This window comes from Streptomyces sp. TAA204 (assembly GCF_000424965.1).
Window position 1 is genome coordinate 1 of sequence record NZ_AUKW01000010.1, and the last position, 14,597, is coordinate 14,597.

A 14,597-nucleotide genomic window follows, 5' to 3' on the forward strand; every position below is an offset into this window, starting at 1 on the left:
CCCGTTCGCCACTAATCCACCCCCGAAAGGGCTTCATCGTTCGACTTGCATGTGTTAAGCACGCCGCCAGCGTTCGTCCTGAGCCAGGATCAAACTCTCCGTGAATGCTTCATCAGCAACCACCGAAGAGCGGCACCACCGGGAGGAATCATCCCGGCATGCACAACATCCTCGCTGATCAATCTCAAAGAAACCCCACCCCACAATATTGTGAGGCACGAGGTATCAACATATCTGGCGTTGACTTTTGGCACACTGTTGAGTTCTCAAAGAACGGACGATCCCTTCAAAACCCCTCACAGGGCCTCTCCGGACGTTTCCCTCTCGGTGCAACCGACGCTATCAAACTCCCTGCCCCGCAACGAAATTGGGGCTCTGGCGCGGGCTGTCGGCGCCCGGCCGGGAGGTGACGCTACCCGGCGCCCGATCCGTGGTGCAAATTGATTTCGGCTGAGGGGCAGGTCACCGCGGGGAGGGGAGGCACACGCCACACCCCGTGGCCGGGCGGAACGTGCCGATTCCATGACTTACGCTTCTCAACGGTGCGCCGTCCGGGACAGGTGGAGACGGCGGCTGCTCGATCCCCCCTCGGGAGGCCTCCCATGACCACTGTGACGTCCCCCCTGGCCGGAGCGGCCGTCGGTCTCGCAGCGGTGCCCGACCCCGTCTTCTCCGGATCGATGGTGGGCCCCGGAACGGCGGTGGACCCCGTGCGCCGCCGGACCGAAGCGGTCGCACCGGTGCCCGGGATCATCGTCTCTCTGCATCCGCACGCCTTCGTGGTCGTCGACCCGGACGGCCACGGTGTGCTGACGCATCTCGGCATCGACACCGTGCAGCTGAACGGGGAGGGCTTCGAACTCCTGGCAGCCAAGGGGGACACGGTGGAACGGGGAGCGCCCGTGGTGCGCTGGGACCCCACCGCGGTCGAGCAGGCCGGCAAATCGCCGATCTCTCCCGTCATCGCGCTGGAGGCGTCCGCGGACTCGCTGGCCGCCGTGCTCGAGGAGGGGGTTGTCGAAGTGGCCACCGCTCTCTTCAAGTGGAAGTGACACCTCTCCCCCGCACGGCGCAGTGGGTCGGGTAGGAGAGCAGGACGAGCGGTGGCCAGCTCACCGCATCAACCGGAGATGAGTGAGATGGACACAACCCTGCGAGGCGTGGGCGTCAGCCACGGGGTGGCGATCGGCGAGATCCGGCACATGGGGACGGCCGCGCTCGAGCCGCCGGCCACCCAGGTCACGGCGGAGGAGGCTCCGCGGGAGCAGCAGCGTGCGCACCAGGCCGTGGAAGCCGTGGCCAACGACCTGATGGCCCGCGGAAATCTGGCGGGCGGTGACGCACAGGCCGTGCTGGAGGCACAGGCCATGATGGCCCAGGACCCGGAGCTGATGGCGGACGTGGAGCGCCGTATCACTGTGGGGAGCGCCGCGGCGCGAGCGGTCTACGACGCCTTCGCCGCCTACCGTGTGCTGCTCGCCGGCGCCGGCGAGTACCTCGCGGGGCGTGTGGCCGACCTCGACGACGTACGCAACCGCATCGTTGCGCGTCTGATGGGCGTTCCGATGCCGGGCGTGCCGGACAGTGACCGTCCCTTCGTGCTCTTCGCCCGCGACCTCGCTCCCGCGGACACCGCGCTGCTGGACCCTTCGCTGGTGCTGGGCTTCGTGACCGAGGAGGGCGGACCGACCAGCCACAGCGCGATTCTGGCTCGGGCGTTGGGCGTGCCGGCGGTCGTGGCGCTGCCGGGCGCGTGCGAGGTTCCGGAGAGCACAGTCGTTGCGGTCGACGGCAGCACCGGGTCGGTCCTGGTCTCCCCGAGTGAGGAGACTCAGGCGGAGCTGAGGCGGGAGGCGGAGGAGCGGAAGGCCGCGCTGGACGCGGCCAGGGGACCCGGGGCGACCTCCGACGGTCACAGTGTGCCCCTGCTGGCGAACGTCGGCGGCCCGGCGGATGTGCCGGGAGCGCTGGAGGCCGGGGCGGAGGGTGTCGGGCTGTTCCGGACGGAGTTCCTCTTCCTGGACGACAGCACGAAGGTGCCGTCGGTGCAGAAGCAGGTCGCGGCCTACAGGCAGGTGCTCGAAGCCTTCCCCGAAGGGCGCGTCGTGGTAAGGGTCCTGGACGCCGGTGCGGACAAGCCGCTGGACTTCCTCTCCCCGGGCGACGAGCCCAATCCGGCACTGGGAGTTCGCGGGCTGCGGACGCTGCTCGACCACCCCGAGGTGCTCGACGGTCAGCTCACGGCGCTGGCCGAGGCTGCCGAAGGGCTGCCTGTCCATCTCGAGGTGATGGCGCCGATGGTGGCGGACCGCGAAGATGCCAGGGCTTTCGCGGACGCCTGCCGCGCGGCCGGCCTCCGGGCCAAGTCCGGGGCCATGGTGGAGATCCCGTCCGCTGCGCTGCGGGCGCGTTCGGTGCTGCGGGAGGTGGATTTCCTGTCGCTGGGGACGAACGACCTCGCGCAGTACACCTTCGCGGCGGACCGTCAGGTCGGGGCCGTCTCGCGGCTGCAGGACCCCTGGCAGCCGGCGCTGCTGGACCTGGTGGCGCTGGCGGCCGAGGCGGCGAGGGCCGAGGGCAAGAGCTGCGGGGTGTGCGGTGAGGCCGCGGCCGATCCGCTGCTGGCCTGTGTTCTGACCGGACTCGGTGTGACCAGCCTGTCGATGGGAGCGGCCTCCATTCCGTACGTACGGGCCACGCTGGCGAAGTACACGCTGGCCCAGTGCGAACGGGCCGCGGAGGCGGCGCGTGGCGCCGAGAGCGCGCAGGAGTCGCGGCCTGCCGCCCAGGCCGTGCTCTCCGGGGAATGACGGGGAGGCTTCGACCAGATCTGCCGGACGGGCCGCCGCGTCCCCACGACACGGCGGCCCGGGGCGCGGTGAGGCTCAGCAGTGCAGGTCATCTCCCGGGTGCGGGAGGTCGAAGCCCGGTGCGTGGTCCACTCCGGGTTCGGGAGGGACCGGTTCACGGGTGGCAGGGTCGGTGCAGTAGGCGGTGAAGACCTCGGCGGCGCTCAGCGGGCGCAGCCAGCAGCGGCCCGTGTCGAGGCTCCAGCCGCGGACCACGTCCCGCGCGGGCGGACCAGCGCCGGGACCGCCGCCCGCCGTGCCGTCGCGGACCGCGTCCGTGCGCAGTACGAGACCGCCGTGACTGGATGTGGCGAAGCCGGCGGCGAGTGCCGTGGTCAGGGCGAGGGTCGCCGATTCGTGGGCGCGCACCGCGCCATGGGACGTCCTCCGCGCGTCCAGGGCGGTGACCAGGGGTGTCCCGGGAACCGCCACGCTCGCGACGAGGTGGTGGGTGCCGCGGCCCGCCGCTTCCAGCACGAGCGTCAGCGCGTGCACGGCGCGGTCGAAGGCGGCCTTGCCGATGTCGGTGCCGCAGCGTGCGCAGGAGCCGGCCCGGGCCAGTACCTCCGCGCCCGCCTGCCAGGTCAGGCGGCACGTGTGGGCGTCACGGAGCTGCGGCAGGAGCTGGTCCATGGCCTGGCCTCGGTAGGGCAGGGTCGTACCGGCGGTGGCGACCTCGGCGACGTAGCGCGCGCGGCTGCCGGGGGTGTCGGGGTCGAGCCGCTCCTCCTGGCAGAACAGCTCGAAGTCCACCGGGTCGAACAGGGCGACGCGGGCGTGGACCTGCTGTGCGGCCAGAGCCCGCAACTGGCCCTCCAGCTGGCGCAGATAGCTTCCGTGGTCGTCGAAGGCGAAGGAGCAGTAGCCGCGCATGCGTGCGAAGTGGGACTCGTCCGTCAGCACCGCGACGATGCTCGGTGCCTCCCGGTGCAGGGTACGGCGGCGGCTGCGTTTGCGGCTTCGGGTGTGTGCCATGGTCTCCCCCTCGGTGCCTGCGGATCACTTGCTCACTCACCGTAATCAGAGGGTCTGACAGGGGCAGGCCGGAGGCCGGTCAGCTCGTGCGTTCCTGGGCGAGGCGCTCGTAGAAGCGCAGCAGTTCGACGTCGTCGACGGAGCCGGGGTTGACCGCCTTGTCCAGACGTGCGCCCTGGAGGAGGCGCTTGACCGGCACTTCGAGCCGCTTTCCGGTCAGGGTGTGCGGCACGCCCTCGATCTCGATGACCTCGTCGGGCACGTGGCGCGGCGAGAGCCCCTCACGGATGGTGCGCTTGATGCGGTCACGGAGGGTGTCGTCGAGCACGGCGCCTTCGGCGAGATGGACGAAGAGCGGCATCCAGTAGCCGCCCTCGGACTCTTCGACGCCGATGACGAGCGATTCGCGGATCTCGGGGAGGCGTTCGACGGCCTCGTAGATGTCGGCAGAACCCATACGCACGCCCTGCCTGTTGAGCGTGGAGTCGGAGCGGCCGTGGATGACGACGGAGTTGCGCGCGGTGAGGGTGATCCAGTCGCCGTGCCGCCACACGCCGGGGAACATCTCGAAGTAGCTCTCCCGGTAGCGCGACCCGTCCGGGTCGTTCCAGAAGCGGATCGGCATGGACGGCATGGGGCGCGTGACGACCAGTTCGCCGACCTCGTCGGTGAGCGGTCTGCCCTGCGCGTCCCAGGACTGCAGATCGGTGGCGAGTGAGGGGGCCTGCAGCTCCCCGGTGTGCACGGGCAGCGTGGGTACGGCTCCGGCGAAGCAGCTGCACACGTCGGTGCCGCCGCTGACGGAGGCGATCCACATGTCCTGGGAGACCTCGTCGTGGATCCAGCGGAAGCCGTCGGGCGGCAGCGGGGAGCCGGTGGTGGCCACGCACTTCACCCGGGAGAGGTCGAAGTCCCGGCCGGGGTGGACGCCGCCCTTGGCACAGGCCATGACGTACGCGGCCGAGGTGCCGAAGAACGTCGTGCCGGTACGGGCGGCGACGGCCCACTGGGCGCTGAGGTCCGGATACCCGGCACTGCCGTCGTAGGTGACGACGGTGCTGCCCGTCAGCAGGCCGGAGACGAGGTAGTTCCACATCATCCAGCCGGTCGAGGTGTACCAGAAGAACCGGTCGCCGGGGCCGGTGTCGTTGTGCAGGCCGAGCTGTTTGAGGTGCTCCAGGAGGATGCCGCCCTGCGACTGGACGATCGCCTTGGGCAGCCCTGTCGTACCGGAGGAGTACAGCACCCACAGCGGGTGGTCGAAGGGGACCTGCTCGAAGACGGGTCCGGCCTCCTGCGAGCCGGCCGGCGCGGAGGTCAGCGCGGACCATTCGAGGGTGCCTTCGGGAGCAGGGGTGCCAAGGAGCGGCACGTGCACCACGGCGCGGAGGCTGGGCAGTTCGCGGCGCAGTTCGGCGACTGTCTCGCGGCGGTCGTGCTCCTTGCCGCCGTAGCGGTATCCGTCGACGGTGAACAGCACGGACGGTTCGACCTGCTGGAAGCGGTCCAGGACGCTGCGGGCGCCGAAGTCGGGCGCGCACGAGGTCCATACGGCGCCGACGGCGGCGGTCGCGAGCAGCGCGGCGGCGGCCTGGGGGATGTTGGGCAGATAGCCGCTGACGCGGTCACCGGGACGTACGCCGAGGCGGCGCAGCTCGGATGAGAGCGAGGCCACCTGGCGGCGCAGTTCGCCCCAGGTGACGGCGCGGGGTTCGTGGTCCTCGTCGACGTGCAGCAGCGCGGGGTCCCCGGCGCGCGCGGGGTCCTCGGCGGTGCGCAGCGCGTGCTCGGCGTAGTTGAGTCTCGCTCCGGGGAACCAGTCCGCGCCCGGCATCGACGCATCGGCCAGCACCGTCTCGTACGGGGTGGAGAAGCGGATCCCGAACCACTCGGTGAGTGCCTCCCAGAAGGCGGCAAGCTCCTGGACGGACCAGCGGTGCAGTGCGTCGTAACTGGCGGCCGGATCGCCGGGAGTGGCGGCGGGCGCTCCGTGGTGCTCGGCGGCCCACGCCTGGAACCGGGTGATCTGAGCGCCAGCGACGCGGTCCGGGCCCGGCTGCCAGAGCGGCTGCGGCGTGGAGGGCGGCGGCTGCGATGTGCTGTGCGCTTCGGTCATGGCGGCTCCCGGTCCGGCTGGGCTCGGCACGCCTTGTGGGCGTACGTATCGGCTGGGCAGGACGATGCCACGTGATCAAAACTCGCGCCAGGGCGGAGGCCACATGCCCGGCTCCCGGAAGGTGTGCCCCGGCCACGGCCCTCACGGCACCGTCACCGGCGCACTCACGACCCGTGAGGAGGGGCGCGTGAAGAGGCAGGGGCGCACGTCAAGGGCTGGTGGTCGCTGGATGAACGCCGGTTGAACGCCCCTGACGGGCACAGCGGGCGCTGGCACGCTGAACAGCATGGATGCTCGGGGCCTGGTGCGGTCGGTGAGGGTGGTCGGTGCGAGGTGGCGGGTGGGGAGGGTGCGCGCGGCCTGGCAGCACAGGCGCGCGGACGCCGCGGGTGGTGCGCTCCCGCGCCGTGAGCGGGCCCGGGTGCCCGGTGCGGCGCACGGTGCCCGTGCACAGCCGGGCGGCGGGGTGGTCCGGTTCGAGCGTTCGTCGCTGTCCGTACGCGTGACGGCGGGCGGAGCCGTCTTCCTCGGCTGGGACGGTGCCGAGCCCTCGCCGTCGTACGCGCTGACGGGCCCGGTCCCCGAGCCGGACACCCGCACACAGCTGGAGCCGGACAAGGACGGCGGGTGGCGGGTGGTCTCCGAGCGGCTGCTGGTGATCGTCTCCCGGCACGGCGCTGTCGAGGTGCGTACGCCGGGAGGTGAACTGCTGCGCCGGGACCTGCCGCCGCGCTGGTGGGAGGCAGGCCCCGAACAGGGCCGCCCGGACTCCGCTGCGGTGGAGGGGGCCGGGAGCGCCCGTCCCGCTCCGCCCGCGGACCCGGCGCACGTGGACCCGGCACACACGAACCCGGCACACACGGACCCGGTGCACGCCGGGTCCGGGGGCCGGTGGCTGCAGCGTTCCGAAGTGGCCGCCGACGCCCGCTTCTTCGGCCTGGGCGGCAGAGCCGGCGGACCGCGGCTGCGGGACGGCTCGTACCGGCTGTGGAACAGCGACCAGGGCCCCTTCGGACCGGAGGGGGACCCGCTGTACATCACCATGCCCGTGCAGTTGGTCGTCGCGGACGTGGGGACGCATCTCGTCTTCCACGACAACTCCTGGGACGGCCGGGTGACGCTCCGCGAGGGCGAGGAGGGCCGGGGGTCCGGGCACGACCGCGGCGGGCACAGCGAGATCCGGATGAGCGGCGGGCCGCTGCGCTACTGGGTGATCGCCGGGCCGCCCGCGCGGGTGCTGCACGGCTGGGCCCGCCTGTCCGGTCCGCCCGCGCTGCCGCCCTCCTGGGCGCTGGGTCATCAGCACGCCGACGAGGGCTTCACGAGCGAGCGGGAGGTGAGGCGTACGGCGGCTGGCTACCGGCAGCGTGAACTGCCGTTGAGGGCATTGCACTTGGGCGTCGAGCACCATGACGGCCACCGCATCTTCACCGTGGACCGCTCCCGCTTTCCCGATCTGCCCCGGCTGGCGGCTCAGTTGCGGGCCGAGGGGGTACGGCTGGTCTCCGTACTCGATCCGGCGGTGAAGGCCGAGCCGGGCTACGCGGTGCACGACAGCGGAGCGGCGGTGGACGCGTTCGTGCGGGACGCCCGGGGCCGGCACGTGCCGGGCCTGCTGCCACGTCAAGGCACGGCCCTCTTCCCGGACTTCACCGAGCCGCGGGTGCGCAAGTGGTGGGGCGAGCTGTACGCGGAGCGGCTGGAGCAGGGCTTCGCAGGAGTGTGGCACGAGAGGAACGAGCCGACGTGCTCCGCCGCTTCCGGCGACCGTACCCTGCCCCGCTCCACGCGGCACTCCCTGGAGGGGCGCGGCGGCGACCACCGGGAGGCGCACAATGTGTACGCGTTGACGATGTCGCAGGCGGGCCACCACGGGCTGCGCCAACTGCGGCCCTCGCAGCGCCCGTTCCTGCTCTCGCGCTCCGGCTGGGCGGGGATGCAGCGCTACGGCGGCACCTGGTCCGGCGAAGTGGCCACCGGCTGGGAGGGGCTGCGCGCCTCGCTGTCGCTGGTGCTCGGCCTGGGGCTGTGCGGAGTACCGTACTCGGGTCCGGACATCGGGGGGTCCACGGCTCCCCCGTCGCCGGAGCTGTATGTGCGCTGGTTCCAACTGGCCGCCTACCTGCCGCTGTTCCGAACGCACGCCGGCGGTCCTGCCGGGCCGAGGGAGCCGTGGGCCTTCGGCGGCCGGGTGCTGGAGAGCTGCCGCGCTGCGATGGCCGAACGGGAGCGGCTGATGCCGTACTTCACCACTCTCGCCCAGCTCGCGCACCGTTGGGGCGCGCCCTACGTGCGCCCGCTGTGGTGGCAGCATCCGCGCGAGCGGTCGCTGCGCGGATGCGACGACGCCTTCCTGCTGGGTGACGCGCTGCTGGTGGCCCCCGTGCTGGAGGAGGGGGCACGGCGCCGTTCGGTGCGGCTGCCGCCGGGACGCTGGTACGACACGGCAACGGGCGTGGCCCACGAAGGGCCGTGCGAGGTGCGGCTGGATGCTCCGCTCTCCCGTGTCCCGGTGCTGGCGCGGGCGGGTGCGGCGGTGCCCGTGGCGGGTGCGGACGGGGCGGTCGAGCTGGAGGTGTGGCCGCCGGCGCCGGGACGTACGGGCAGCGGGCTGCTGATCAGGGACGCGGGGGACGGCTGGGAGCGTCCCAGGCCCGAGCGCTTCACGGTGCACGGCGAGGGCGGCGGAGCGGTGGTGGAGGGCCAGGACGGTGCGGCCGTGGTCTATCCGGTGCGGGTGCGCACCTGATAGACGGATTGCCATGCCATTCAGAGGTTCATTCCCCCGCGCCGGGTTCGCCGCGGCGCTGCTCGCCTTCGCCACCCTCGCAACCGGTGTGCCCGCAGCCTCAGCCACGGGCACGCAGCCGGACGGACGTCATGGAGGGGCGGCCCAAGAGCCGTCCGCACCTGAGGAGTTCGTGGCCCTGCGTGATGTGGCGCCCACCGTTGTGGAGGAGATCCGCTATACGACGCGGCACAACTTCGTCGGTGACCGCGTGCGCGGCTACCGGCAGAGCATGTGCATCGTCACGCGTGACACCGCCAGGGCGCTGCGCGCCGCTCAGCGCGCCGTGCTGCGCAAGGGCTACACCCTGAAGGTGTACGACTGCTACCGGCCGCAGCGCGCCGTGGACCACTTCGTCGAGTGGGCCGAGGACCTGGACGACAGGCGGATGAAGGAGGAGTTCTATCCGCGGGTGGACAAGGACCGGCTCTTCGAGGACGGCTACATCGCGGAGAAGTCCGGCCACAGCCGGGGCAGTACGGTCGATCTGACGCTCGTACGGCTGCCCGTGAAGCCCACACGTCCCTACCGGCCGGGCGAGGAGCTGGTGTCGTGCTTCGCGCCGCGGAGCGAGCGCTTCCCCGACAACTCCGTGGACATGGGCACCGGCTACGACTGCTTCGACACCCTCTCCCACACCCTCGACCCGCGCATCGAGGGTGAGCAGCGGCGCAACCGGATGCTGCTGAAGAACACGCTGGAGAAGGCGGGCTTCAGCAATCTCCCCGAGGAGTGGTGGCACTACACGCTCGAGGACGAGACCTTCCCGGACACCTACTTCGACTTTCCCGTCTGGCGCAGGGCGCTGAACGGCCACTGACGCAGCGGCAGCCGGGGTGGAAGGAGCGGCAGGCTGCCGCTCCTTCCACCCGGGGTGCCTGCCTGTGTCCTCGCAGGTGACGGCGGCACGGAATCACCCCCGTGGTCCCCGTGCCGCCGTCTGTGATGGTGGACGCCGCGCCCTGTGAGACGGTTCACGCCGGCGCCCGTCCGGACACGCGTGTGCGCATCCGGTGACGTGCTCGTGACACTCGACGCTTCGTGGCCTGCTCAGAAGGGGTAGTGGGCCTGCCGGGTCGCCAGGGTCACCCAGCGCGTGTCGCTGAATGCCTCGATGCCCCAGCGCCCGCCGAACCGCCCGTAACCGGAGGCCTTCACACCGCCGAAGGGCGCCTGCGGCTCGTCCGCGACCGACTGGTCGTTGACGTGCACGATGCCGGTGCGCACACGGCGGGCCACCTTCATCCCGTGGGTGCCGTTCTCGGTGATGATCCCGCAGGTCAGCCCGTGCTCGGTGGCGTTGGCAAGAGCGATGGCCTCCTCGTCGTCCTGGAAGACCGTCAGGGTGCACAGCGGGCCGAACGCCTCCTCCCGGCACAGCTCCATCTCCTCGGTCACACCGGTGAGTACGGTGGCGGGGTGCAGGGCTCCCTCGGGCGCCCCTCCGCCGGTGAGCACCTGCGCGCCCTTCTCCACGGCGTCCCTGACGAGCGCGCCGGCACGCTGGGCGGAGGCCGCGCTGACCATCGGGCCGACGACGGTCTGCGGGTCGGTCGGTGCGCCGTGTGGCAGCGCGGCGACCTTGCCGGTGAACTTCGCGGTGAACTCCTCGGCGAGCGAGGCGTGCACCAGTATCCGGTCGCCCGACATGCAGATCTGTCCCGCGTTCATGAAGACCGCGAACGCGGCGGCCTCGACCGCGTAGTCCACGTCGGCGTCCTCCAGCACGACGACGGAGTTCTTGCCGCCCAGCTCCAGCACCGCGGGCTTGAGGTGCTGTGCGGCGTAGTTGCCGATGACGCGGCCGACGCGGGTGGAGCCGGTGAAGTTCACCGACCGCACGGCGGGGTCGGAGATCAGGGCTTCTGCGACCTGGGCGGCGTCCTCGCGTGCGTTGCTGACGACGTTCAGCACGCCGTCGGGCAGCCCGGCCTCGCGAAGTACGTCGGCGACGAAGTGGCCGCAGCTCAGCGGGGCGTCCTCACTGGGCTTGACCACCACCGTGTTGCCGGCGGCGAGCGGGGCGGCCACGGCGCGGGTGCCGAGGATCACCGGAGCGTTCCACGGCGCGAACGCCGCGACGACACCCACCGGTTCGCGTATCGCCAGGCTGAGGGTGCCCTCGTCCTGCGGGGTGAGGACCTCGCCGCGCGGTGCGGTGACCGCGGCGGCGGCCTCGCGCAGCATGCCTGCCGCCAGGTGCACGTTGAACAGGGCCCAGGGGCGGGTGCCGCCCGCTTCCTGTGCCATGAGCCCGGCGGCCTCCTCGCCGCGTGCCTCCAGGATGTCCGCCGCCTTGAGGAAGACCGCCCTGCGTGCGGAGGGTCCGCTCGCGGCCCACTCCTCGAACGCAGCGTCGGCCGCCGCCACCGCACGGGCCACGTCCTCCGCGCCGGCGGCCGCGACGGTGGCGCAGACCTCGCCGGTCCAGGGGTTGTGGTCCTCGGCCCTCCGGCCGGACGCGGCGGGGACCTCCTGTCCGCCGATGAGCAGGTCACGGTGGATGGTCATGGCTGGTCCCTTTCGCAGGTGCGGACGCTCACGGCGGGATGCACAGGCCCGGCGGACGGGGCCTGTCGCCGGGGTGACCTCCTGTCCACGACCGGCTGGCGGCCGAGTCTCCGGCCGGCGGGTGCCCCTGTCAACGCCTCCCGCGAGGCCCGCGGAGGCACAGGTTCCGGCGGCGGCACGGTTCCGGCGGCCGGGGGCCGGCCGGTGTCGGCGGCCGGCCGCCCGCTCCTTGACCGGATTGGTCACGAGAGCGGGAGGTCGGCGGGCCGGGTCATGGGGACTTTGTGGTTCGAGGAGGTCTCGACCTGTGGGCGGCCGGCAGCGGCGACGGCCCGGCCCGGACCTCCCTGCGGCGCGCGGCGCGCGGAAGCCGTCACGGGCCGGCACGACCGCCTGCGGACAGGTCCGCCTTGCCCGACGGTGGAGTGATCCGGGGGAATACCCCCTCCGATCGTTCCGACACGGCGGGGATGTCGATGACCTCCGCTGCCCTGAACGTCCATGATGTCAATCACCTTGACGGCCCCTCAGCCGCGACGAAACCCGCCGTCACCTCGCCAGGGGGCCACGAACGCGGCGGATGCTGCCATTCGCCTTCTGATTCTCCCCGGGGCCGTCCGGTCCTTTGGAGTCTCTTCCGTATTCCGGTTCCGGAAAAGGGGACGCGACCATGTCGGACAAGTATGTCGCCGCCATCGACCAGGGCACCACGTCCAGCCGCTGCATCGTCTTCAACAAGGAAGGCGCCATCGTCGCGGTCGACCAGCGCGAGCACCGCCAGATGTTCCCCAAGCCGGGCTGGGTGGAGCACGACGCGACCGAGATCTGGTCCAAGGTGCAGGCCGTCGTGGCCGGTGCCATCGCCAAGGCCGGGCTGCGGGCCGACCAGCTCAGCGCGCTCGGGATCACCAACCAGCGCGAGACCACGGTGCTGTGGGACAGGAAGACCGGCAAGCCGGTGCACAACGCCATCGTCTGGCAGGACACCCGCACCGCCGCACTCTGCACCGAGCTGGGCGGCTCCGAGGGCCAGGACCGCTTCCGCGACCGTACGGGGCTACCGCTGGCCAGCTACTTCGCCGGCCCGAAAGCGGCATGGCTGCTGGACAACGTGGAGGGCCTGCGGCAGCGGGCCGAGGCGGGCGAGATCGCCTTCGGCACCATCGACTCCTGGCTGATCTGGAACCTCACCGGCGGCACGGACGGCGGCGTACACGTCACCGACGTCACCAACGCCGGGCGCACCATGCTGATGAACCTGGAGACCCTCCAGTGGGACAGTTCCATCCTCGAGGCCATGAACGTCCCCGCCGCCATGCTGCCCGAGATCAGGTCCTCCTCGGAGGTGTACGGGACAGCCGTCGGGCAGCTGGGCGGGGTGCCGGTCGCCTCCGCGCTGGGTGACCAGCACGCGGCGCTGTTCGGCCAGACGTGCTTCGATGTCGGCGAGGCCAAGAACACCTACGGCACAGGTTCGTTCCTGCTCCTCAACACCGGTACCCGCCCGGTCGCCAGCGAGAACGGGCTGCTGACGACGATGGCCTACCAGCTGGGAGGCCAGGCCCCGGTGTACTGCCTGGAGGGCTCGATCGCCATCACCGGGGCGCTGGTGCAGTGGTTCCGCGACCAGCTGGGCATCATCCGCGAGGCGGCGGACATCGAGCCGCTGGCGGCGAGCGTGGAGGACAACGGGGGTGCCTACATCGTCCCGGCGTTCTCCGGGCTTTTCGCCCCGTACTGGCGCTCGGACGCACGCGGTGTCGTCGCCGGACTGACCCGCTACGTCACCAAGGCCCACCTGGCCCGCGCGGTCCTGGAGGCGACCAGCTGGCAGACGCGCGAGGTCGTCGACGCCATGTACCAGGACTCGGGGGTGCAGATCACCAGCCTCAAGGTCGACGGCGGCATGACCGGCAACAACCTGCTGATGCAGCATCAGGCGGACGTGCTGGGCGTACCGGTGATCCGCCCGGTGGTCTCGGAGACGACGTGCCTGGGGGCGGCGTACGCGGCGGGGCTGGCGACCGGAGTCTGGGCGGACCTGGACGAGCTGAGCAGCCACTGGAAGCGGGACGCGGAGTGGACGCCGCAGATGGGGGCGGAGGAGCGGGACCGCGAGTTCCACAACTGGCGCAAGGCCGTGCGGCGCAGCTTCGGCTGGCTGGAGGAGGACGGCGACTGAAGGCCGCCGCTCCGGGAAAAGGGGCGAAGGCGGCCGGCCCCGTCCCGCCCGCGCGCCGTTCAGCGTGCGGGGGCGGGACGGGGCTCGTTCTGCTGCTGGGAGGCGGCACGGCGCAGGGCGTGCTCGACGACGGAGACCAGTACGTCGCGGACGGACTCCCGGCGGCGGGCGTCGCACACGAGAACCGGCACCTCGGTGTCGAGGTCGAGTGCCTTGCGTACGGCCTCGGGCGAATAGCTCCGCGCGCCCTCGAAGTGGTTGACGGCCACCGTGAAGGGGATGCCGCGGCGTTCGAAGTAGTCGATCCCCGCGAAGCTGTCCTCCAGGCGCCGGGTGTCGGCGAGCACCACCGCACCGAGCGCTCCCTGTGCCAGCTCGTCCCACAGGAACCAGAAGCGGTCCTGGCCGGGCGTGCCGAACAGGTAGAGCACCAGGCTGTCGTTGATGGTGATGCGTCCGAAGTCCATGGCGACCGTCGTGGTGGACTTGGCTTCCACCCCCGAGGTGTCGTCCACCGGGCGTCCGGCCTCGGTGAGCGCCTCCTCGGTGCGCAGCGGTCTGATCTCGCTGACGGCCCCGACGAGGGTCGTCTTGCCGACGCCGAAACCGCCCGCCACCAGTATCTTCAGCGTCACCGGTTCGGCCGGCGACGCCGGGCCGGCACCACGCTTAGAGCGCCCGAAGACCATCGATTACCTCTCTGAGAATGCTTTCGTCCGGCAGTTCCGCCGGAGGTACGGGGCGGCTGACGCGGACCCAGTCCGCGTCGATGAGGTCCCCGATGAGCACGCGCACGACACCGACCGGCAGATCGAGATCCGCGGCGAGTTCGGCGACGGACTGCGGAGTACGGCGGCAGCGGACGACGATGTCGATGTGCTCGGGAGCGAGGGTGCTGTCCGCGTGCACATCGGCGTGGCCGTCCCCTCTCCCGACGGCGGGGTGACCGGCCGGGTCGCTCCCGGCCGCGTCAGCCTCTCCCGCGCCGCCGCCGTTCTCGTCGGGTTTCGCATCCCCTTCACCGTCCGTGCTCTGGGCGATCACCAGAGCGATCAGGTCGAGACGTACCTCGTCGGAGCTGCTGCGGGTGCGGCCGCGCGTCATGGCGTACGGCCGCACCACAGGCCCCGCGGCGTCGTCGAACCAGGGGTCCGTCATCACGTGAGTCCTGTCAGC

10 protein-coding genes and 1 rRNA gene are annotated in these 14,597 nt (G+C 71.5%); 5 read left to right on the forward strand and 6 right to left on the reverse strand.

The window, feature by feature from the left end:
• Nucleotides 1-105, reverse strand: a 16S ribosomal RNA gene (locus tag H343_RS0116405); the annotation flags it as partial.
• Nucleotides 106-602: 497 nt separating this feature from the next.
• Between H343_RS0116405 and H343_RS0116410 the strand changes: the two genes are divergently transcribed.
• Complete coding sequence (locus tag H343_RS0116410) at nt 603-1,052, forward strand: PTS glucose transporter subunit IIA (protein WP_028432045.1); 450 nt, start codon at nt 603-605, stop codon at nt 1,050-1,052.
• Nucleotides 1,053-1,139: 87 nt separating this feature from the next.
• Nucleotides 1,140-2,810 carry a phosphoenolpyruvate--protein phosphotransferase gene (gene ptsP / locus H343_RS0116415; protein WP_028432046.1) on the forward strand — a complete coding sequence of 557 codons (1,671 nt, stop codon included), beginning with the start codon at nt 1,140-1,142 and terminating at the stop codon, nt 2,808-2,810.
• A gap of 75 nt (nt 2,811-2,885) precedes the next feature.
• On the opposite strand, the gene H343_RS0116420 is transcribed toward ptsP, so the two are convergent.
• Entirely contained in the window at nt 2,886-3,824 is a 939-nt protein-coding gene (locus H343_RS0116420; RefSeq protein WP_028432047.1) for a hypothetical protein, read from the reverse strand.
• A gap of 79 nt (nt 3,825-3,903) precedes the next feature.
• On the reverse strand, nt 3,904-5,940 hold the full coding sequence (locus tag H343_RS0116425) for an acetoacetate--CoA ligase (RefSeq protein WP_028432048.1): 2,037 nt from the start codon (nt 5,938-5,940) through the stop codon (nt 3,904-3,906).
• A 286-nt stretch (nt 5,941-6,226) separates the two neighbouring features.
• On the opposite strand from H343_RS0116425, the gene H343_RS0116430 reads away from it, so the two are divergent.
• Both H343_RS0116430 and H343_RS31000 read left to right on the forward strand, forming a co-directional pair.
• Nucleotides 6,227-8,689 (forward strand): glycoside hydrolase family 31 protein, encoded by a 2,463-nt coding sequence (locus H343_RS0116430; RefSeq protein ID WP_078505748.1) that lies wholly within the window; start codon nt 6,227-6,229, stop codon nt 8,687-8,689.
• A 13-nt stretch (nt 8,690-8,702) separates the two neighbouring features.
• The gene (locus tag H343_RS31000; RefSeq protein WP_051265374.1) at nt 8,703-9,548 is read left to right on the forward strand and encodes a M15 family metallopeptidase; all 846 of its coding nucleotides are present in this window, start codon (nt 8,703-8,705) and stop codon (nt 9,546-9,548) included.
• Between the two features lie 230 nt (nt 9,549-9,778).
• On the opposite strand, the gene H343_RS0116440 is transcribed toward H343_RS31000, so the two are convergent.
• Entirely contained in the window at nt 9,779-11,239 is a 1,461-nt protein-coding gene (locus H343_RS0116440) for an aldehyde dehydrogenase family protein (RefSeq protein ID WP_028432050.1), read from the reverse strand.
• A 670-nt stretch (nt 11,240-11,909) separates the two neighbouring features.
• Between H343_RS0116440 and glpK the strand changes: the two genes are divergently transcribed.
• Nucleotides 11,910-13,421: a glycerol kinase GlpK gene (glpK, locus tag H343_RS0116445; protein WP_028432051.1), complete on the forward strand. Its 1,512-nt coding sequence runs from the start codon at nt 11,910-11,912 to the stop codon at nt 13,419-13,421.
• Between the two features lie 59 nt (nt 13,422-13,480).
• Here the strand turns inward: glpK and H343_RS0116450 are convergent, their stop codons facing one another.
• Together H343_RS0116450 and H343_RS0116455 are read right to left on the reverse strand one after the other, a co-directional pair.
• A complete protein-coding gene (locus H343_RS0116450) occupies nt 13,481-14,110 on the reverse strand; it encodes an ATP/GTP-binding protein (protein ID WP_028432052.1) in 630 nt (209 codons plus the stop codon).
• Complete coding sequence (locus H343_RS0116455; RefSeq protein WP_028432053.1) at nt 14,091-14,579, reverse strand: DUF742 domain-containing protein; 489 nt, start codon at nt 14,577-14,579, stop codon at nt 14,091-14,093. Before H343_RS0116455 ends, H343_RS0116450 begins: the two co-directional genes overlap by 20 nt.
• Nucleotides 14,580-14,597: the final 18 nt, after the last annotated feature.

Bases quoted from the DNA above. Each gene is read 5' to 3' on its own strand.
- H343_RS0116410 (WP_028432045.1), top strand. From the start codon at position 603: ATGACCACTGTGACGTCCCCCCTGGCCGGAGCGGCCGTCGGTCTCGCA.
- ptsP (WP_028432046.1), top strand. From the start codon at position 1,140: ATGGACACAACCCTGCGAGGCGTGGGCGTCAGCCACGGGGTGGCGATC.
- H343_RS0116420 (WP_028432047.1), bottom strand. From the start codon at position 3,824: ATGGCACACACCCGAAGCCGCAAACGCAGCCGCCGCCGTACCCTGCAC.
- H343_RS0116425 (WP_028432048.1), bottom strand. From the start codon at position 5,940: ATGACCGAAGCGCACAGCACATCGCAGCCGCCGCCCTCCACGCCGCAG.
- H343_RS0116430 (WP_078505748.1), top strand. From the start codon at position 6,227: ATGGATGCTCGGGGCCTGGTGCGGTCGGTGAGGGTGGTCGGTGCGAGG.
- H343_RS31000 (WP_051265374.1), top strand. From the start codon at position 8,703: ATGCCATTCAGAGGTTCATTCCCCCGCGCCGGGTTCGCCGCGGCGCTG.
- H343_RS0116440 (WP_028432050.1), bottom strand. From the start codon at position 11,239: ATGACCATCCACCGTGACCTGCTCATCGGCGGACAGGAGGTCCCCGCC.
- glpK (WP_028432051.1), top strand. From the start codon at position 11,910: ATGTCGGACAAGTATGTCGCCGCCATCGACCAGGGCACCACGTCCAGC.
- H343_RS0116450 (WP_028432052.1), bottom strand. From the start codon at position 14,110: ATGGTCTTCGGGCGCTCTAAGCGTGGTGCCGGCCCGGCGTCGCCGGCC.
- H343_RS0116455 (WP_028432053.1), bottom strand. From the start codon at position 14,579: ATGACGGACCCCTGGTTCGACGACGCCGCGGGGCCTGTGGTGCGGCCG.